Below are 18,592 nucleotides of genomic sequence, written 5' to 3'. Positions count from 1 at the left end.
TCCCCTGCCCGCACCCGGCACGCCACCGCGGCCGGGTGCGGTCTTCTTTTCCTACGACGCTTCTCTGCTGCGGCTCTTCGCACAACGCCCATACTGGAACACGTGGACGAAGCGGGCGCGGCGCGCGTCACCGTCAGCGGCGATGCGACGGTGACCGGCTGGAACGACGGTGCCCGACGGCTGCTCGGATATCCGCCGTCGGAGGTGGTGGGGCGGTCCGCCGCGGTGCTGCTGGCCGAGCCCGTCTGGAGCGTGATGGCACGGGCCCGGGAGGTACGGGCGCGCTGGGACGGCACGCTGGCGCTGCGCCACCGCGACGGGCGCCGGGTGGAGGTGGCACTGCTGGCCCACCGCACCGGGGACGGCTGGCTGCTGGTCGCCCCGATGCCCGCCGACGACACCCCGGCACCCTCCGACGCGACGCTCCTGACCTGGGCATACGCCCAGTCCCCCTGCCCCATGGCGGTCTACGACACCGATCTGCGGCTGCGCAACGCGAACGCCGAGATGACGCGCGTCATCGGCCTTCCCGAGGGCGACCTCCAGGGGCTGCGGCTCACGGACATCGGCGGGAAGCTCCGCAGCGAGGGGCTCGAAGCGCTGATGCGGCATGTGCTGCGGACCGGCGAACGGCGCCATGTGGAGACGTATCCGCGCACCGGCGGCGAGGAGCGGGAGCACGCCTGGTCGGCCCACTTCGCGCCGCTGAAGGCCAGGGACGGCGAGGTCCACGGCGTATGCCTGGCGGCGCACGACATCACCGAGCAGTACCGGGCCCGGCAGCGGCTGGTGCTCCTGAGCGAGGCCAGCGTACGGATCGGCAGCACGCTCGACATCGACCGCACCGCGCAGGAGCTGGCCGACGTATGCGTACCGCGGCTGGCCGACTTCGTGACCGTCGATCTGCTGGACCGGCTCGACCAGGACGAGGAGCTGCCGCCCGGACCGCTCACCGGCCCGATCGTGCTGCGCCGCGCCGCCCACAGGTCGGTCTACGAGACGGCTCCGGAGGCGGTGGTCGGGCCGGGGCAGGTGGACACCTACCCGGAGGTCTCGCCGATGGCCGAGTGCCTGGTGGCGGGGCGGCCCATCATCTACGCCACCGACGACCCCGTCATCCGGGCGTGGGTGGCCCTCAAACCGGCCCGCGGCGCCAAGATCCAGGAGTTCGGCATCCACTCGATCATGGCGGTGCCGATCCGGGCGAGGGGAACGACCCTCGGGGTGGCCGTGTTCAGCCGCCATCGCACCCCCGGGCCGTTCACCCAGGACGATGTGCTGCTGGCCGAGGAGATCACCACCCGGGCCGCGGTCTGTGTGGACAACGCACGCCGCTTCACCCGGGAACGCGGCACCGCGCTGGCCCTCCAGCGCAGTCTGCTGCCGCAGGCGGTGCCCCGGCCGTCGGCGGTGGAGGTGGCCTCCCGCTATCTGCCCGCCGGGCCGTACACTTCGGCGGCCGGGGACTGGTTCGATGTGATCCCACTGTCCGGGGCGCGGGTCGCCCTGGTGGTGGGCGACGTGGTCGGCCACGGCATCCAGGCCTCGGCCACCATGGGGCGGCTGCGCACCGCGGTACGCACCCTCGCCGACGTCGATCTGCCGCCGGACGAACTCCTCACCCACCTCGACGACCTGGTGATCCATCTGTCCGCGGAGACCGGGGGCGGAGAGGCCACCGGGGACATCGGCGCCACCTGCCTGTACGCGGTCTACGACCCGGTGTCGCACCGCTGCTCCATGGCCGCGGCCGGCCATCCCGCACCGGCCGTGGTCACCCCCGGCGGTCCGGTGGAATTCGTACCGCTGCTGGTGGGCCCGCCGCTCGGGGTCGGCGGGCTGCCGTTCGAGGCGATGGAGCTCGAACTGCCCGAGCACACCGTGCTCGCCCTCTACACCAATGGTCTGGTGGGCGGCTGGGACCGGGACGTCGACGAGGGGCGCGTGCTGCTGGCCGACGCGCTGGCCCACCCCGCCGCCTCGTTGGAGGGCACGTGTGACTCCGTACTGCGCGCGCTGCTGCCCGAGCACGGTGTGCTCGACGACGTCGCCCTGCTCCTCGCCCGGACCCGCGCCCTGGACGCGGCGCACGTGGCCACCTGGGACGTGCCCGCCGACCCGTCCTGTGTCGCCCGGTCCCGCAAGGACGTCACCCAGCGGCTGACCGACTGGGGGCTGGACGAGGCGGTGTTCACCACCGAACTGGTCGTCAGCGAGCTGGTCACCAACGCCATCCGGCACGCGGTCCCGCCCATCCAGCTGCGCCTGATCCACGACCACTCGCTGATCTGCGAGGTGTCCGACGCCAGCAACACCGCCCCGCACATGCGCCGGGCCCGCACCTTCGACGAGGGCGGCCGCGGGCTGCTGATGGTGGCCCAGCTCAGCCGTCGCTGGGGCAGTCGGCAGACGGCCGAGGGCAAGACGATCTGGGCGGAGCAGCCACTGCCCGGCGCACCGCCCGACCTGGGCTGATCCATCGCTCGCCGGGGCCTGTCAGTGCCCTGTGGGAGTCTTCACGGGCAGCTCTCATTCGACGAAGAGGGGGGACACGCGCATGGGTACCGGAGGATTCTCGACGGCGCGGCTGGGCCGGATGCACGACGTCATGGCCCGCCATGTCGACCGGGGCGAGGCGCCCGGTCTCATCACGGCGCTCAGCAGGCGCGGTGAGACCCAGGTCGATGTGATCGGTACGAAGACGGTCGGCGCCGAGGACCCGATGCGCCGGGACACGATCTTCCGGATCGCCTCGATGACGAAGCCGGTCATCGCGGTCGCCACGATGATCCTGGTCGAGGAGTGCGTGCTGCGGCTGGACGACCCGGTGGACCGGCTGCTGCCGGAGCTGGCCGACCGCAGAGTGCTCAGCCGGATCGACGGACCACTGGAGGACACCGTTCCGGCGGTCCGCCCGATCACCGTGCGCGATCTGCTCACGTTCCGGCTGGGCTTCGGCCTGCTGACGGCCCCGGAGGACACCGCTCCGGTGGCCCGCGCCGCCCAGGAGCTGGGGATCTGGGTGGGGATGCCGGACCCGAGCGGGGTGCCGGAGCCCGATGAGTGGATGCGGCGCCTGGGCTCCCTGCCGCTGATGCACCAGCCGGGCGAGAGGTGGCTGTACCACACCGGCTCCCAGGTGCTGAGCGTGCTCATCGCGCGGGCCACCGGCCGCCCGCTGGAGGACTTCCTGCGGGAGCGGATCTTCGAACCGCTGGGCATGGCGGACACCGGCTTCCACGTGCCACGGGAGAAGCTCGGCCGGCTGGCCACCTCGTACCTCCCCGACGCCGCGACCGGGAAGCTCGAACGGTACGACGGGGCCGAGGACAGCCGGTGGGCCGCCCCGCCCGCATTCCCGGACGGCGGCGGGGGCCTGGTCTCCACGGTCGACGACTTCCTGGCGTTCGGCCGGATGATGCTGGACCGGGGGCGGGGCGGCGGTGGCGGGCGCGTGCTGTCCCGGCCGTCCGTGGAGCTGATGACGACCGACCAGCTGACGCCCGCCCAGAAGGCGGTGTCCGGCCTCCTTCCCGGGGCGTGGGACAACCTGGGGTGGGGGTTCGGGGTCTCCGTGGTCACCGGGCGGGACGGCGTCGCGGCGGTGCCGGGGAAGTTCGGCTGGGACGGCGGATTCGGCACGTCATGGGCAACGGACCCCGCGGAGGAGATGGTGGCGGTCCTGCTGACCCAGCGCGCGCAATTCCCGCTGTTCTCCCCGCTGTACCTCGACTTCTGGACCCTGGCCTACCAGGCGATCGACGACTGAGGCGGCCCCGGGGCGGCTGAGACGGAACCGGGACGGCCGGGGCGGTGCCGGGGCGGCCGGGGGCCACCGACGCGGCCGAGATCCGGTTACGCGCCGTCCGACGGGCCCGCGAGGCCGATGTCGTGCACCGGGACCGGCGTACGGGCGTCGCGGACCCGCACCAGCGGGCTGTCGTTGCGCAGCAGCCACTGGCGGTAGGCCTCGCTCCCCCAGGCGATCTCCAGGTACGCGGTCTCCAAGTCGGCGTAGAGCGCGTCGACGTCGGCGGAGACGGCCGTGGCGCCCGCGTCAGGGGCGCCCGTGTCACGGGCGCCCGTGTCCGGCGCGCGCGAGGCCAGGTACAGCCCGACCACCAGGGGGTCCCCGTGCAGCGGCCGCACTGCCATGCCCGGACGCGACCGGGCCGTGGGCTGGCAGGGGGCGACCACCTCACCGGAGGCGACCAGATCGGCGGCGGTCAGATAGTCCCCGTACACCACCCGCGGGTTCAGCCCGGCGGCGGCCAGGACGCGGCGCAGCCCCGCCCCTTCGCCGTCCCCCGCGGGGTCGACCATCCACTGGTCGTCGGCGAGGTCCGTGAGCCGCACCAGTGGTGCGGCGGCGGCCGGATGCGTCTCGGCGAGGGCCACGAACTGCGGCTCGCGGGCCAGCAGCACCCGGCGCCGCACACCGTCGGGAACCCGCAGCGGGGTGCCCTCGACCTCGTGGACGAAGGCGGCGTCGAGCTGGTCCGCGGCGACCATCTCCAGCAGCGCGTTCGCGGACACGTCGATGTGGATGGTGGTATCGGTGTCCGGGAACCGGGCGCGGAGCCTGCGCAGCCATCCGACCACGGCACGGCTGCCGGTGCTGCCGATGCGCAGGGCTTCGCCCGCGCTCTGCCCGACCTCCAGCCGGACCTCGCTGACCAGGGTGTTCATCTCGGCCACTATGGGCCGCGCCCGGTTCAGCAGGGACCGTCCGAGCGGGGTGGGGCGGCTGCCGGTGACCTCCCGCGAGAACAGCCGGCCGCCGACGGTGTTCTCGATGCGCCGGAGCTGCGTCGTCAAAGAGGGCTGGGTCATGCCCAGCTGCCGCGCCGCCTTCCGTAGGCTGCCGGTGTCGGCGATGGCGCACAGCGCACGAAGGTGCCTCACCTCGAGCTCCACGGCGGGAGCATAACGGCGCCCTCGCACGTCACACCAGACACTGAAACCGCGCCAATTCCCCTTTCTGCGGGGCGAGTCGGCACATCGGCCCGGACAGCCCATCAGCCCGCCCGATGGCGGGATATGCCATGGGGCTATCGCCGGTTGGCATCTCCGCGCCACGCCGGATCTCCTCAAGACTCTGCGGCACCAAGAGTTCATCCCAGGGCTCCCGCCGCCGCGCCCCACACGGCGGCCGGGGCCCGAGGACGATGAGGAGCCCCCCACGTGACACTTCCCAAGCTGGCGCTGTCCGCGACCCTCGGCCTCGGTCTGGCGGCGAGCCTCGCCGCCGTGCCCGCGTCGGCGGCCACGCCCGACCACACCCGGTCCGCCACGACCACCTCGACCTCGGGGTACGTCCCGGGCGCCGAGGACAAGGCCGACACCGACGCCTTCATCAAGGCCGTGATGAAGTCGGCGCTGGCCAAGCGGGCGAAGGCGCCCAGCGCGGCCGCCGCGGTCACCGTCACCTACAGCGCGAGCCAGGCGCCGACCTTCAAGTCGGTGATAGCGCGCAGCACCCAGATATGGAACGCGGCGGTGACCAACGTGAAGCTGCGGGAAGGCAGCAGCCCCGACTTCACCTACCGCGAGGGCAACGACTCCAGAGGGTCGTACGCGAGCACCAACGGCCACGGCAGCGGCTACGTCTTCCTGGACTACAAGCAGAACCAGCAGTACGACTCCACGCGGGTCACCGCGCACGAGACCGGCCATGTGCTCGGTCTGCCGGACCACTACACGGGCCCGTGCAGCGAGCTGATGTCCGGTGGCGGCCCGGGGACGTCCTGCACGAACTCGCAGCCCAACCAGGCCGAGATCAGCCGGGTGAACCAGCTGTGGGCGAACGGCCTGGCCGCCCTGAAGAAGGACCTCGCCAAGACCCACTGAACACGTCAACACCTCAATACCTGGGCACCTGAACACCTCGGCAGCTCAGCACCCGAGCCACCCGTGAACCCCTGAGCCACTGATCAGGGCACGCCGCCCGCACCCGGTCCCCCGACGCCGGTGCGGGCGGCCGGTGTTTCCCGTGCACACCGCCCGCGGACCGGCCGGTGCACGCGGGGCGCTCCCGCCTGCGGGCGGAGGTACGGTGTAGTCACCAAGGTTTCGCCCATTTCGGCCGGAATCCTTCCAGGCCGGGGCCCGGCCCCAGGGAGTGAACACCATGGAGACCGTCGTCACCGTGGCCGTGATCCTGGCGATGATCGCCGTGGGTGTGCTGCTGATCCACCGGGTCAACGCCCAGACCGGCAACAAGATCGAGGCCGACCGCCACAGCGATGTCCCGGCCCGCCACCACCGCTCCCGCCACCGCGGCAAGGGCCACGGGCGGCCGCACCGGGACCACCGGGTGGCGCCGCCGCGCGTCTGACGTCACTCCTCACCCGGCGGGTCACCGACCGCCTCCTCCAGCGTGGCCACCGGGCTCAGCACATCGAGCAGTCCGCCCACCCGCAGGGTGCGCAGGATCAGCGGGTCGTCGCACACCAGCCGCAACCGGCCGCCGCGCTCGGCCACCCGCCGATGGGCGCGGCACAGCAGCCCCAGACCGGAGCAGTCGAAGAACGCCGTCGGCCGCAAGTCGACCACCACCTCGGGCGCCGCGGCGCCCGTGGCGGCGTCCAGCGCCGGGCCGACGGCCGCCAGCCCGGCGATGTCGATCTCGCCGTACAGCGCCACGACGGTGCGTCCGCCGACCCGGGACGTACGGGCGTACGGAGCCGGGTCCGGATGGTCCGGCAGGCGGCATAAGTCACCGGCGGCCGCGTCGGCACCCGGCGCGGCGTCCGGCGTCGCGTGCGACGCCCCCTGCGGCATGGGTGCGCCACGGGGAGCGCCTTGCTGCGACATCACGAATTCCCCTCGGAACGGCACACTGCCCCCTTTTCACCGTCCTCGGACTCCCGGAAGCGGGCAGAGTGGAGCATCGGGTGCGGTTCCGCCGGGCCCTGGGTGACGTGCAGGCGAGCGTAAGGGGGTGACCGTCGGTTACAGAGAGAGGGACGCGGCATTCCCTCGGGGAAATACCCTCGTTCGAGTGAATTTCTTTTCTTCCCATTGACGCCTCATCAGACGCCCGGCGGTGCGTTCCCCGCACTCGCGACCGCCGGTGTCAGATCCTCCAGCACCTCGAAGGCGTCCTCCAGCCGGACCATTCGCAGCAGCCGCAGGAACCGCGGGTCGACGATGACCAGCCGCAGCCTGCCCTCCCGCTCCAGCACACGGTTGCGCACCCGGCACAGTAATGACACTCCGGCGCAGTCCAGGAAGGTGACCCGCCGCAGGTCCAGCACCAGATCCGGACATCCCGTACGGGCCAGGGAATCGAGCCGTGCGGAGATCCGTCCCGCGGCGAAGATGTCCAGCTCTCCCGCGACCTCGGCGACCGTGACACCGCCCAGCACACGTACACGGACACCGAAGGCGGGCCGATCATCGAACATGCAAGCCTCCTCGGCAGGGTGGAGGCGCGCGACACCGGAGCTCTGGGGGTAACACGACGTCCGGGCGGGGTGCGTGCACCGCCGGGGTCCAGGTCGGCCCTTCAGTACATGACATACCCATCTATCGGCTGACCAGTCAAAGAACGCCACGGCACGTGTCGTTGGCCTATTTCGGGTCCGGAAAGCCCACTCCGCGCGAATCGTTACTCATCAGTAAACGCAGCGGTCTTCTCATGTCCACCGTCAAACGTGAACATGCCCCCCGGGCACACACTTCGACACGACGACGAGGGACGGAACCCATGACTGCAGCACGCGTGCGATCACGACGGCTCGGCGTGACGACGGTGGCCGTGGCCATCGCCATCGGCCTGGGCGGTACGGCCACGACGGCCAGCGCCGCACCCACGCCGACCGCCACGCCGAGCGCCACCGGAACCGCCACCGGCACCGCGATCGGGACCGCCGCCACCGCCGGGACCGCCACCGCCGCCGCGAAGGTCGACTACGAGACCTGGAAGCGCGATGTGAAGGCCGTCATCGACCAGGCCCGCCCCTACGTCGAGCAGCGCACCCAGAACCCCGGCGGCCAGAAGCAGGCCATCGTCCTCGACATCGACAACACCTCGCTGGAGTCGGACTTCAAGTTCAGCTACCCGGCGCCCGCCGTGGAGCCGGTCCTCCAGCTCGCCACCTACGCGCACTCCCGCGGCGTGGACCTCTTCTTCGTCACCGCGCGCCCGGACATCCTCACCCTGCCCACCCGGTTCAACCTGGAGAACGCGGGCTACCCGGTGGCCGGGCTGTACGTGCGCAGCCTCCCCGACCTCTTCGACGAGGTCGGCGCGTACAAGACGGCCAAGCGCGCGGAGATCGAGAAGAAGGGCTACACGATCATCGCCAACATCGGCAACAGCCCCTCCGACCTGGTGGGCGGCCACGCCGAGAAGACGTTCAAGCTCCCGGACTACGACGGCCAGCTGTCCTGACCGCGGTGGTCCGAGCGCGGTGGCGGCCCGCACAGAAAGCCGCCACCGCCTGCTGGATAGGCAGAAAGCTCCAGATCTGCGGCCGATACGTTGGCACCAGCCCGCGCATCGGACGGACAGGGCTGCCCCGCAGACTGGGCGGATGACCGGTTCACGCGTACGGGCGCTCGGCCACTACCAGCCCGCGAAGGTGCTCACCAACGACGACCTCGCCGCCATGGTCGACACCAGCGACGAGTGGATTCAATCCCGGGTCGGAATCCGCACCCGCCATGTGGCACGCCCCGACGAGACGGTGGACGAGATGGCCGCGGCGGCCGCCGCCAAGGCCCTGGCCCACAGCGGCCTCGCCTCCACCGACATCGACATGGTGCTCGTCGCGACGTCCACCGCGATCGACCGCAGCCCCAACATGGCCGCCCGCGTCGCCGCCCGGCTGGGCTTGGCCTGCCCCGTCGCGATGGACATCAACGTGGTGTGCGCCGGATTCACCCACGCCCTCGCCACCGCCGACCACGCGATACGGGCCGGATCGGCCACCGCCGCGCTGGTCATCGGCGCGGACAAGTTCACCGAGGCCGCCGACTGGACCGACCGCTCCAGCTGCGTCCTGCTGGGCGACGGCGCGGGCGCGGCCGTGGTGACGGCGGCCGAGGAGCCGGGCATCGGGCCGGTGGTGTGGGGTTCGGTGCCCGAAATGGGCAACGCCGTCCGTATCGAGGGCACACCGCCGCGCTTCGCGCAGGAGGGCCAGTCCGTGTACCGCTGGGCCACCACCCAGCTGCCGCCCATAGCCCGCGACGTATGCGCCCGGGCCGGGATCGAACCGGCGGACCTGGCCGGGGTCGTGCTCCACCAGGCCAACCTGCGGATCATCGAACCGGTCGCCCGCAAGCTCGGCGCGGTCAACGCGGTGATCGCGCGCGATGTCGTGGACTCCGGGAACACCTCGGCGGCCAGCATTCCGCTCGCCCTGTCCAAGCTGGTCGAACGCGGCGAGATCCCGTCCGGAAGCCCGGTGCTGCTGTTCGGCTTCGGCGGCAACCTGTCGTACGGCGGCCAGGTCATCAGCTGCCCCTAGGGGCAGCTCGTGACGGTGTCCGATTCGTTCAAGACCGGCGGATCGCGGGCTGCCTACGCTGCCCGCATGACACCACGATTCGACGCGATCGGCCTGACCGTCGCGGACATGGCCGCCTCCCTCGCGTTCTACCGCATGCTCGGCCTGGACATCCCCGCCGAGGCGGACGCCCAGCCGCACGCCGAGGCCGCCCTCCCCGGCGGTACGCGCCTGCTCTGGGACGCGGCCGAGGCCCCGCCGCCCGGCGGGCCGGGACGGATGGAACTGGCCTTCCTGTGCGACAGCCCGGCCGAGGTGGACGCCACGTACGCCAAGCTCACGGGAGCGGGCGTACGGGGCTCCAAGGAGCCCTGGGACGCCTTCTGGGGCCAGCGCTACGCGGTCCTCCTGGACCCGGACGGCAACGACGTCGCCCTGTTCGCCCCGCTCCCCGGCTGACGGCCCCCGACCGGCTCCCGCGGACCCTGTGCGGGCCCCAGCAGCCCGCCCAGGGGGACGCCCGTCAGGCCCCGCACCTCCCGCGCCAGATGTGCCTGGTCCGCGTACCCGGTCACCGCCGCCACCTCCGCGAACGGCATCCCGCCGCGTGCCAGCTCCAGCGCCCGGTTCAGCCGCAGCACCCGGCCCAGCGTCTTGGGCCCGTACCCGAAGGCCGCCAGCGACCGCCGGTGCAGCTGCCGCGCGCCCAGGCCCACCACCCGGGCCACCTCCGCCACGCTGCGCCCGCCCGAGAGCCCCGCCACGACCTCGCCGACCACCGGATCGGCGGGCTCCGCGTCCCTCAGGCGGTCCAGCGCCACGGCCTCCAGCACCTGCGCCACCTGCCCGGCCTGCCCGACGTGCCCGCCTAGGGCCCGCTCCACCAGCCGCCGCACCTCGGCCTCCGGCCAGAGCGCGGCCAGCGGCACCCGCTGATCGCGCAGTTCACAGGCGGGTACGCCCAGCACGGCGGGCCCGGCCCCCGGGGCGAAGCGCAGCCCTACGGCGCGCGTCCCCGCGGGCCCGTCCGCCAGATGTGCGTGGGTATCGGGCCCGGCGACCAGCAGCGCGCCGTCGGCCCAGATCAGGTCCGTACAGCCGTCGGGCAGTATCCGCTGCGGCCCGGCCCCGACGGTGCGGGACCACACCACCGCGCCGCCGCCCAGCCGCGACACCCGCTCCCGGTAGTCGCTGGTGTCCGTCCCGGCGTCGCTCAAGGGACCTCGCGCAGATACATCGCGCCGCAGGAGTGGCAGAAGGGCCCGGAGTCGCCCGTGGCCCACAGGTCCGCCGCCTGCGTCTCGGCGTCCGGGGCCAGCTCACGTCCGCACATCGCGGCCGTACCGTTGCCCCGGACCATGTGCCAGATCTTGACCGGCGCGCCCGCCACCCGCCCGGAGCTGCCCTCCTCGTACTCCGCGCGCATTTCGTGCTGCATGGCGCCACACCTCCTGCTTACACCACCATGCTCCCGCCGCCACCGGCCCGGCGCCACCCTGGGCGCCTTCAGAAGACCGACCATTCGGTCACCGTCGTGAAGTGGTCCAGCGCCGCCACCCCGGCCACCGAGTTGCCGCGGGCGTCCAGACCGGGGCTCCATACGCACAGCGTGCCCCGGCCGGGGATGACGGCGATGATCCCGCCGCCCACACCGCTCTTGCCGGGCAGCCCGACGCGGTACGCGAAGTCGCCCGCCGCGTCGTACGTCCCGCAGGTGAGCATGACCGCGTTGACCCGCTTCGCCTCGCTCCGCGACAGCAGCCGGGAACCGTCCGCGCGCAGCCCGTGGCGGGCCAGGAAACCGCCCGCGAGGGCCAGGTCGCGGCAGCTCATCTCGATCGAGCACTGCCAGAAGTAGTGCTCCAGGACGGTCGGTACGGGGTTGTCGAGGTTGCCGTAGCTCGCCATGAAGTGCGCGAGGGCGGCGTTGCGGTCGCCGTGGCCGGACTCGGATTCGGCGACGTCCGGGTCGAAGGCCAGATCGGGGTTGCCGCTCTCGGCGCGCAGGAAGTCCAGCATGGTGGTGCTGGCGTCGCCGGTGAGGCTGTGCAGCCGGTCGGTGACGACCAGGGCACCGGCGTTGATGAACGGATTGCGTGGAATGCCGTTCTCGTGCTCCAGCTGCACCAGGGAGTTGAAGGGGTTGCCCGAGGGCTCCCGGCCGACCCGCCACCACAGCTTCTCGCCGTCCTGCGCGAGGACCAGCGCGAGGCCGAACGCCTTGGAGATGGACTGCACGGAGAAGGGCCGCCGCCAGTCGCCGACACCGGTGACGTTGCCGTCGACGTCCGCGAGGGCGATGCCGAAGCGGTCCGGGTCGACCGCCGCGAGCGCGGGGATGTACTGGGCCACCTGCCCCCGGCCGACATGTGGCGCCACATGGGCCGCGACCTCGTCGAGTACGTCCTGGTAGTGCATGGTGTGGTGGCTCTCCTGCGCGTCGTCGAGCGGATCAGACGCACCATAACGGCCGCTCTCGACCGCCCCTCAACCAGGACTCGATGACCCACCGTGTTTTTGGGTAAACATACGGTGATACAGGTGGGCCGCGACCGGCGCCCGCCGCACGATCAGAACGGAGGCGGTCATGGCCTCACCCATGTCCGCGGGGGACTTCCTGGCGGTACTGAAGAACGAGGGCCTGCGCGTGGTGCAGGTCGGCGACTGGCGGAACCACAACCGGAACCACAAGGGACCGTGGGGCGGCGTGCACGGTGTGATGGTCCACCACACCGTCACCTCCGGCACCGACCTCACCGTCGAGATCTGCCGCGACGGCGACGAGGAGCTGCCCGGCCCGCTGTGCCACGGTGTGATCGCCAAGGACGGCGGAGTGCACCTCGTCGGATACGGCCGCGCCAACCACGCGGGGCTCGGCGACGACGACGTCCTGCGCGCCGTGATCGCCGAGAAGACGCTCCCGCCCGACAACGAGGCCAACACGGACGGCAATCGCGCGTTCTACGGCTTCGAATGCGAGAACCTCGGCGACGGCAAGGACCCGTGGCCCGAGGCCCAACTGGACGCGATCGCCCGGGCAGCGGCGGCGGTCTGCCGCCGCCACGGCTGGACCGAGCGGTCGGTGATCGGCCATCTCGAATGGCAGCCCGGCAAGATCGACCCCCGGGGCTTCTCGATGGACTCGATGCGCGCCCGCGTCCATGAGCGGCTGAAGTAGAGCCGCCCCGGGAAGAGGCGGACTCCGGGCGGGCCCTGACCGCGGACAGCGCTCAGGGCCCGCCTTCCGCGGTCTCCTCGCGGTACGCGGCCGCCTCCTCCAGGTCCAGGCGGCGCAGCAGCGTACGGAGCATCTCGTCGTCGATCCGGCGCGCGTCCCGGAGCTTCACGAACACCTCGCGCTCGCTGCTGATCACCTCGCGCGCGAGCCTGCGGTAGGTGTCGTCGGCCGACTCCCCCGTCACCTCGTTGACCGTGCCGAGCCGTTCCCACACCGCGTTGCGGCGCCGTTCCAGCACATTGCGCAGCCGGTCGGCCAGCGGCGGCGGCAGCGTGTTGCGCTCGTCGGCGAGGAGTTCGTCCAGCCGGTTCTCGGCGGCCCGCGACGCGGCGGCCTGCGCCTGGGCCTCGGCGAGCGTCTGGGCCTGGGGATCGGGGCCCGGCATGCCCAGCGCCCGGATCAGGGCGGGCAGGGTGAGCCCCTGGAGGACCAGCGTCCCGATGACGGTGGTGAAGGTGAGGAAGAGGATCAGGTTGCGGGCCGGGAAGCCGCCTCCGCCGTGCACGGTTACCGGGATCGAGAAGGCGATGGCCAGGGACACCACTCCGCGCATCCCGGCCCAGCCGACGACGACCGGCCCCTGCCATCCGGGATCGGCCTCGCGCTCCCGGATGCGGCGGGAGAGCCTGCGCGGCAGGAAGGTGGCGGGGAAGACCCATACGAACCGCGCGGCCACCACGGTCACGAAGACCACGGCCGCGTACCACGCCGCCTCGCCCGCCCCGTACTCCCCCAGACCGCCCACGACGAGCCGCAGTTGCAGTCCGATCAGCGCGAACACGGCCGACTCCAGGATGAAGCCGATCATCCTCCAGACGGCCGCCTCCTGGAGCCGGGTCGCGAAGTCGACCTGCCAGGAGTGGTGCCCGAGGTAGAGCGCGACCACCACGACCGCCAGCACGCCCGACGCCTCGACCGCCTCGGCGACCGCGTAGGCGGTGAACGGGATCAGCAGCGAGAGGGCGTTCAGCAGCAGCGGATCGCGCAGCCGGGTCCGCAGCCAGTGCAGCGGCACCATCAGGACCAGGCCGACGCCGACCCCGCCGAGCGCCGCGAGCACGAACTCCCCCGCCGCATGAGTCCAGGTGGCGCCCTCGCCGACCGCCGCGGCGAGCGCCACCCGGTAAGCGGTGATCGCGGTCGCGTCGTTGACCAGGGACTCGCCCTGGAGGATGGTCGTCAGCCGGGAGGGCAGGCCGACCCGCCGGGCGATGGCGGAGGCGGCCACCGCGTCGGGCGGGGCGATGACCGCACCCAGCACCAGGGCGGCGGTCAGCGGCAGCCCGGGCACCAGCAGATAGGCGATCCAGCCGACCGCGAACGTGGCGAACAGGACATAGCCGAACGACAGCAGCGCCACCGGCCGCAGATTGGCGCGCAGGTCCAGATAGGAGCTGTCGAGCGCGGCGGTGTGCAGCAGCGGCGGCAGCACCAGGGGCAGCACGATGTCCGGCTCCAGGGTGTAGTCCGGCACCCCGGGGACGTACGAGGCGAGCAGTCCGGCCGCGACCAGCAGCAGCGGCGCGGGCACCGGGGTGCGCCGGGCCGCGCCCGCGATGGCCGCGCTGACCGCGACCAGCATCAACAGCGGAGTTACGTCCATCGCCCCGGCCCGTCCCGATTCCTCACGTCAGCCATCCCGCCCGCCGCGACGTCAGCCATCACGTCCGCGGTTTAGTCTGGCCATCATGAGGGACTGCACCCATGTTCCGGCCCTGCCGCGCCCCGAACCGGAGCCACAGGCCATGACCTGTCCGGAGTGCCTGGCGCTCGACTGCCATCCGGTGCAGCTCCGGAAATGCCTGGAGTGCGGGTACGTGGCGTGCTGCGATTCATCGACGTATCGACACTCCACCGGGCATTTCGAAACGACCGGCCACCCGGTGATGCGCAGCTTCGAACCGGGCGAGGACTGGCGCTGGTGCTATGTGGACATGGTGATCGTCTAGCCCTCGGCGGACACCCGCCGCGGGAATCGGCTGCCGCGTTGTCGGTGCGGCGAGCTAGCCTTCACCACATGATCCGTTCAGCGAAGCCGTCCGACGTCCCGGCCATCCTCGCGATGATCCGCGAGCTGGCCGAGTACGAGCGGGCGCCGCGGGAGGCCAAGGCCACCGAGGAGCAGTTGCACACCGCGCTCTTCGGTGCGCATCCGGCGGTGTTCGCGCTGATCGCGGAGGAGACCGGCACCGGAGCGGCCGAGCCGGTCGGCTTCGCCCTGTGGTTCCGTAACTTCTCCACCTGGACGGGCACCCACGGGGTGTATCTGGAGGATCTGTACGTCACACCGCGGGCCCGCGGCGGCGGCCACGGCAAGGCGCTGCTGGCCGAGCTGGCACGGATCTGCGTGGAGCGGGGCTATGCCCGCTTCGAATGGTCGGTGCTGGACTGGAACGAACCCGCGATCGGCTTCTACGCGTCCATCGGCGCGCAGCCGATGGACGAATGGACCGTGCGAAGGCTGTCGGGAGAGCCGCTGCGGGCACTGGCCGCCCAGGCTCCGGGCATAGCTTCGACCAGCGGTTCGTTGAGTGAGGCGACATCTCTTTCGAATTGAGACCGCAGACCCCTAGCCACGCTGCGTACTCATATGCTTACTATGAGTGATATCGGGAATGTTCATCTCAGGGGTTCACCCGTGACGGGGGCCGTGCTTCGTCCGGGCGACACCGAGTGGCAGATCGCGATAGCGTCGCAGCCGAACCGCACATCGCGCCGGTCCGTTACCCCTCCACCATAAGGGCATATGGCCGACGCTCCAATCAGCTCAGCTCAAACAGCTTGTGTCACCTTGGAGGTGAGGGTGTCCCAGATCGCAGGCGAGCCCGGGACCCAGGACTTCGTGGAAGTCCGGCTGCCCGCTGCGGGGGCCTATCTGTCGGTACTGCGGACGGCGACCGCCGGCCTGGCAGCCCGCTTGGACTTCACCCTCGACGAAATCGAGGATCTGCGTATCGCGGTCGATGAGGCCTGCGCGATCCTGCTGCAGCAAGCCGTCCCCGGCAGTGTGCTGAGCTGCGTCTTCCGACTGATCGACGACGCACTGCAGGTCACCGTGGCGGCTCCGACCACCGACGGCCGCGCCCCCGAGCGCGACACTTTCGCCTGGACAGTGCTCTCCGCACTGGCGGGCAAGGTGGATTCGACCGTCGCCGAGGACCGTACGGTCACCATCAGCCTGTACAAGGAGCGCGGCGCCGGCCCCGGACAGCCGTGACGGACAAAGGGGGCTCCGTGAGCACTGCATCATCGCGGGGAGTACGCACCCCGGCCATCCCGCACCCGCCGGCCCGACCGCACCCCGCGGACTCGGAGGCGGCAGGAGACCGACCAGAGCGGGCGGACCACATGGATCAGCACGAGCAGGAGAAGGTGCACCAGCAGCACGATCCGCACGACCGGAGCGGCGCGCGGGCGATGTTCATCGAGCTGCGGGGCCTCCCCGACGGCTCCACGGAGCGCGCCGAGCTGCGCAACCACCTCGTGCGCATGCACCTGCCCCTGGTCGAGCACCTGGCCCGGCGCTTCCGCAACCGCGGCGAGCCGCTGGACGACCTGACCCAGGTGGCCACCATCGGCCTGATCAAGTCCGTGGACCGGTTCGACCCGGACCGCGGTGTGGAGTTCTCGACCTACGCGACCCCCACGGTCGTCGGCGAGATCAAGCGGCACTTCCGCGACAAGGGCTGGGCGGTGCGGGTGCCGCGCAGACTCCAGGAGCTGCGGCTGTCACTGACCACGGCCACCGCCGAGCTGTCCCAGCGGCACGGGCGCGCCCCGACCGTCCATGAGCTGGCCGAGCATCTGGCCATCTCCGAGGAGGAGGTGCTGGAGGGCCTGGAGTCCGCCAACGCGTACAGCACGCTGTCGCTGGACGTACCGGACACGGACGACGAGTCCCCGGCGGTGGCGGACACCCTCGGCGCGGAGGACGAGGCGCTGGAGGGCGTCGAGTACCGCGAATCCCTCAAGCCGTTGCTGGAGGATCTGCCGCCGCGCGAGAAGAAGATCCTGCTGCTGCGGTTCTTCGGGAACATGACGCAGTCGCAGATCGCCCAGGAGGTCGGCATCTCCCAGATGCACGTCTCACGGCTGCTGGCGCGCACACTCGCCCAGCTGCGGGACCGGCTGTTGGTCGAGGAGTGACGAGCGGTGCCCGGGGCACGCCCCGGGCACTCCCTGAACGGGCCCTTCCGGAAGGGCCCCAGGGCCTGTCGTTTGGATCTAAGCGTCGCGCGGGCCGATGCCCAGCGCTTCTGTCGCGGTCGGGTTGATCAGCAGGGCCAGGACGGTGAGGGCCGCGGCGGCGGTCAGCACACCGATGGCGATCAGCCCGCCGCCGTTCTGCACCAGCGTCCAGGCCACCGGCAGCGCCATCAGCTGGGTGATCATCGCGGGGCCGCGGCTCCAGCGGCGCCGCAGCCACAGCCCGCGGGCCGCCAGCAGCGGCAGCAGGGCCAGGGCGAGCACGGTGATCCCGAGCGTCTCCGCCTGCTCCGGGCTCTCCGGGTTCCCGGCGAGGCCCATGATCAGGACGTAGACACCGAAGCCCACGAGCACCAGGCCCTCGACGGCGGCCAGCGCCGCGGCCGCGGTCAGCCGGGCCGGACGGGGCCCCTCGGGCGCCGCGTCGGCAGTCTCGTCGGCGGGGGCGGCAGCCTTGGTGGCCCCGGCCGCCGGAGTGGCGGTCCTGGCCGTCTTACCGGGGGCGGGCTTCTTCCTGCTCACCTCAGCAGCGTAGCCGTCGTCCGGCGCCGGTGGGTGGGGCCGGGGGTCGGGGGGCGTTCCGGCGGGTCGGTAGGCTGGCGCTCATGCGCGCACTCCTCGTGGTCAATCCGGCAGCAACCACCACCAGTGCCCGCACCCGTGACGTCCTGTTCCACGCGCTCGCCAGCGATCTGAAGCTCGACGTGGTGACCACGGAGTACCGGGGGCACGCACGCGACCTGGCCCGTCGGGCGGTCGACGGCGGCACTCATGAGCTGGTCGTGGCCCTCGGCGGCGACGGCACCGTCAACGAGGTCGTCAACGGCCTGCTGCACGACGGCCCCGCTCCGGGTGAACTGCCCCGCCTCGCGGTGGTCCCCGGCGGCTCCACCAATGTGTTCGCCCGCGCCCTCGGTCTGCCCAACGACGCCGTCGAGGCGACCGGCGCCCTGCTGGACGCGCTGCGCGACGGCACCGAGCGCACCGTGGGCCTCGGGCTCGCGGGCGGTACCCCGGGCACCCCGGACGAGTCGGTGCCCGCCCGCTGGTTCACCTTCTGCGCGGGCTTCGGCTTCGACGCGAGCGTGATCGGCCGGGTCGAGCAGCAGCGCGAACGCGGCAAGCGTTCGACCCATGCCCTGTATATACGGCAGATGATGCGCCAGTTCTTCGGGGAGCCGAACCGGCGACAGGGCAGCATCACCCTCCGGCGGCCCGGCCAGGACCCGGTCAGGGAGCTGGGGCTGTCCATAGTCTGCAACACCTCCCCGTGGACCTTTCTGGGCAACCGCCCGATCTACGCCGCGCCGCGCGCGTCCTTCGACACCGCCCTTGACGTGCTGGGACTCGCCAAGCTCTCGGCCCCGGCGATGGCCCGCTACGCGACCCAGCTGGCGATGTCGACGCCCGACCGGGGACCCCACGGCAAGCATGTGGTAGGGCTGCACGATCTGACGGACTTCACCTTGCAATCCCAGGCGCCACTGCCGTTCCAGATGGACGGAGACCACCTAGGACTGCGTACGAGCGTGACGTTCACAGGCGTACGCCGTGCACTGCGTGTGATTGTGTGAGTCAGACCCCATAAAGTCCTTGTAGTCGAACGTTTAGGCTGGCATCCACCCCCCGGAAGTACGGCTGTGATACAGCCGACACCAAGGAATCCAAAAAAACTTTCCGGAAGGGGTTG

The 18,592-nt window shown here is 71.7% G+C and carries 21 protein-coding genes; 13 read left to right on the top strand and 8 right to left on the bottom strand.

The genetic code is table 11. The features are described from left to right. Positions 1-93: 93 nt before the first annotated feature. Together ABZ370_RS22515 and ABZ370_RS22510 are read left to right on the top strand one after the other, a co-directional pair. Positions 94-2,475 (top strand): SpoIIE family protein phosphatase, encoded by a 2,382-nt coding sequence (locus ABZ370_RS22515; protein ID WP_358624106.1) that lies wholly within the window; start codon positions 94-96, stop codon positions 2,473-2,475. Between the two features lie 82 nt (positions 2,476-2,557). Next, on the top strand, positions 2,558-3,769 hold the full coding sequence (locus ABZ370_RS22510) for a serine hydrolase domain-containing protein (RefSeq protein WP_358623695.1): 1,212 nt from the start codon (positions 2,558-2,560) through the stop codon (positions 3,767-3,769). A gap of 86 nt (positions 3,770-3,855) precedes the next feature. Here the strand turns inward: ABZ370_RS22510 and ABZ370_RS22505 are convergent, their stop codons facing one another. Next, positions 3,856-4,917 (bottom strand): LysR family transcriptional regulator, encoded by a 1,062-nt coding sequence (locus ABZ370_RS22505; RefSeq protein ID WP_358623693.1) that lies wholly within the window; start codon positions 4,915-4,917, stop codon positions 3,856-3,858. 267 nt (positions 4,918-5,184) lie between these two features. On the opposite strand from ABZ370_RS22505, the gene snpA reads away from it, so the two are divergent. Beyond that, positions 5,185-5,850, top strand: coding sequence for a snapalysin (gene snpA / locus ABZ370_RS22500; protein WP_358623690.1), 666 nt, complete (start codon positions 5,185-5,187; stop codon positions 5,848-5,850). A gap of 280 nt (positions 5,851-6,130) precedes the next feature. Further along, on the top strand, positions 6,131-6,337 hold the full coding sequence (locus ABZ370_RS22495) for a hypothetical protein (protein ID WP_358623687.1): 207 nt from the start codon (positions 6,131-6,133) through the stop codon (positions 6,335-6,337). 2 nt (positions 6,338-6,339) lie between these two features. Here ABZ370_RS22495 and ABZ370_RS22490 read toward each other — a convergent pair whose 3' ends face one another. Together ABZ370_RS22490 and ABZ370_RS22485 are read right to left on the bottom strand one after the other, a co-directional pair. Further along, complete coding sequence (locus ABZ370_RS22490; RefSeq protein WP_358623685.1) at positions 6,340-6,816, bottom strand: STAS domain-containing protein; 477 nt, start codon at positions 6,814-6,816, stop codon at positions 6,340-6,342. A gap of 218 nt (positions 6,817-7,034) precedes the next feature. Beyond that, positions 7,035-7,409 (bottom strand): STAS domain-containing protein, encoded by a 375-nt coding sequence (locus tag ABZ370_RS22485; protein ID WP_358623682.1) that lies wholly within the window; start codon positions 7,407-7,409, stop codon positions 7,035-7,037. Between the two features lie 302 nt (positions 7,410-7,711). Between ABZ370_RS22485 and ABZ370_RS22480 the strand changes: the two genes are divergently transcribed. The 3 genes from ABZ370_RS22480 (at position 7,712) to ABZ370_RS22470 (ending at position 9,917) form a co-directional block, all read left to right on the top strand. Next, a complete protein-coding gene (locus tag ABZ370_RS22480) occupies positions 7,712-8,398 on the top strand; it encodes an HAD family acid phosphatase (protein WP_358623680.1) in 687 nt (228 codons plus the stop codon). A gap of 142 nt (positions 8,399-8,540) precedes the next feature. Then, on the top strand, positions 8,541-9,479 hold the full coding sequence (locus ABZ370_RS22475) for a beta-ketoacyl-ACP synthase III (protein WP_358623677.1): 939 nt from the start codon (positions 8,541-8,543) through the stop codon (positions 9,477-9,479). 66 nt (positions 9,480-9,545) lie between these two features. Then, positions 9,546-9,917, top strand: a complete 372-nt coding sequence (locus ABZ370_RS22470) for a VOC family protein (RefSeq protein WP_358623674.1) — start codon at positions 9,546-9,548, stop codon at positions 9,915-9,917. Here the strand turns inward: ABZ370_RS22470 and ABZ370_RS22465 are convergent. The 3 genes from ABZ370_RS22465 to ABZ370_RS22455 form a co-directional block, all read right to left on the bottom strand. Next, the gene (locus tag ABZ370_RS22465) at positions 9,854-10,675 is read right to left on the bottom strand and encodes a helix-turn-helix transcriptional regulator (RefSeq protein WP_358623672.1); all 822 of its coding nucleotides are present in this window, start codon (positions 10,673-10,675) and stop codon (positions 9,854-9,856) included. The genes ABZ370_RS22470 and ABZ370_RS22465 overlap by 64 nt on opposite strands. Beyond that, positions 10,672-10,896: a hypothetical protein gene (locus ABZ370_RS22460; protein WP_358623669.1), complete on the bottom strand. Its 225-nt coding sequence runs from the start codon at positions 10,894-10,896 to the stop codon at positions 10,672-10,674. The genes ABZ370_RS22465 and ABZ370_RS22460 overlap by 4 nt, the downstream gene beginning before the upstream one ends. Before the next feature lie 68 nt (positions 10,897-10,964). Further along, positions 10,965-11,876, bottom strand: coding sequence for a glutaminase (locus tag ABZ370_RS22455; RefSeq protein WP_358623667.1), 912 nt, complete (start codon positions 11,874-11,876; stop codon positions 10,965-10,967). 169 nt (positions 11,877-12,045) lie between these two features. On the opposite strand from ABZ370_RS22455, the gene ABZ370_RS22450 reads away from it, so the two are divergent. Then, the gene (locus ABZ370_RS22450; RefSeq protein ID WP_358623664.1) at positions 12,046-12,636 is read left to right on the top strand and encodes an N-acetylmuramoyl-L-alanine amidase; all 591 of its coding nucleotides are present in this window, start codon (positions 12,046-12,048) and stop codon (positions 12,634-12,636) included. 52 nt (positions 12,637-12,688) lie between these two features. On the opposite strand, the gene ABZ370_RS22445 is transcribed toward ABZ370_RS22450, so the two are convergent. Further along, the gene (locus ABZ370_RS22445) at positions 12,689-14,299 is read right to left on the bottom strand and encodes a Na+/H+ antiporter (protein ID WP_358623661.1); all 1,611 of its coding nucleotides are present in this window, start codon (positions 14,297-14,299) and stop codon (positions 12,689-12,691) included. 85 nt (positions 14,300-14,384) lie between these two features. Here ABZ370_RS22445 and ABZ370_RS22440 point away from each other — a divergent pair, with 85 nt between their 5' ends. The 4 genes from ABZ370_RS22440 to ABZ370_RS22425 all read left to right on the top strand — a co-directional run bounded on the left by ABZ370_RS22440 (position 14,385) and on the right by ABZ370_RS22425 (position 16,842). Further along, positions 14,385-14,645 (top strand): UBP-type zinc finger domain-containing protein, encoded by a 261-nt coding sequence (locus ABZ370_RS22440; protein ID WP_358623658.1) that lies wholly within the window; start codon positions 14,385-14,387, stop codon positions 14,643-14,645. Positions 14,646-14,713: 68 nt separating this feature from the next. Further along, positions 14,714-15,253: a GNAT family N-acetyltransferase gene (locus tag ABZ370_RS22435; protein ID WP_358623655.1), complete on the top strand. Its 540-nt coding sequence runs from the start codon at positions 14,714-14,716 to the stop codon at positions 15,251-15,253. 246 nt (positions 15,254-15,499) lie between these two features. After that, complete coding sequence (locus ABZ370_RS22430) at positions 15,500-15,913, top strand: anti-sigma regulatory factor (RefSeq protein ID WP_358623652.1); 414 nt, start codon at positions 15,500-15,502, stop codon at positions 15,911-15,913. Positions 15,914-15,969: 56 nt separating this feature from the next. Then, on the top strand, positions 15,970-16,842 hold the full coding sequence (locus ABZ370_RS22425; protein ID WP_358624103.1) for an RNA polymerase sigma factor SigF: 873 nt from the start codon (positions 15,970-15,972) through the stop codon (positions 16,840-16,842). Between the two features lie 78 nt (positions 16,843-16,920). Here the strand turns inward: ABZ370_RS22425 and ABZ370_RS22420 are convergent, their stop codons facing one another. After that, a complete protein-coding gene (locus ABZ370_RS22420; protein WP_358623650.1) occupies positions 16,921-17,424 on the bottom strand; it encodes a hypothetical protein in 504 nt (167 codons plus the stop codon). An 83-nt stretch (positions 17,425-17,507) separates the two neighbouring features. On the opposite strand from ABZ370_RS22420, the gene ABZ370_RS22415 reads away from it, so the two are divergent. Further along, positions 17,508-18,476 (top strand): diacylglycerol kinase family protein, encoded by a 969-nt coding sequence (locus tag ABZ370_RS22415; protein ID WP_358623648.1) that lies wholly within the window; start codon positions 17,508-17,510, stop codon positions 18,474-18,476. Positions 18,477-18,592 lie beyond the last annotated feature (116 nt).

It is taken from the genome of Streptomyces sp. NPDC005962 (assembly GCF_040629205.1).
GTDB lineage: Bacteria > Actinomycetota > Actinomycetes > Streptomycetales > Streptomycetaceae > Streptomyces.
Note: the sequence above shows the minus strand (reverse complement) of the source record. Positions and strands in the feature narration are given on the sequence as shown.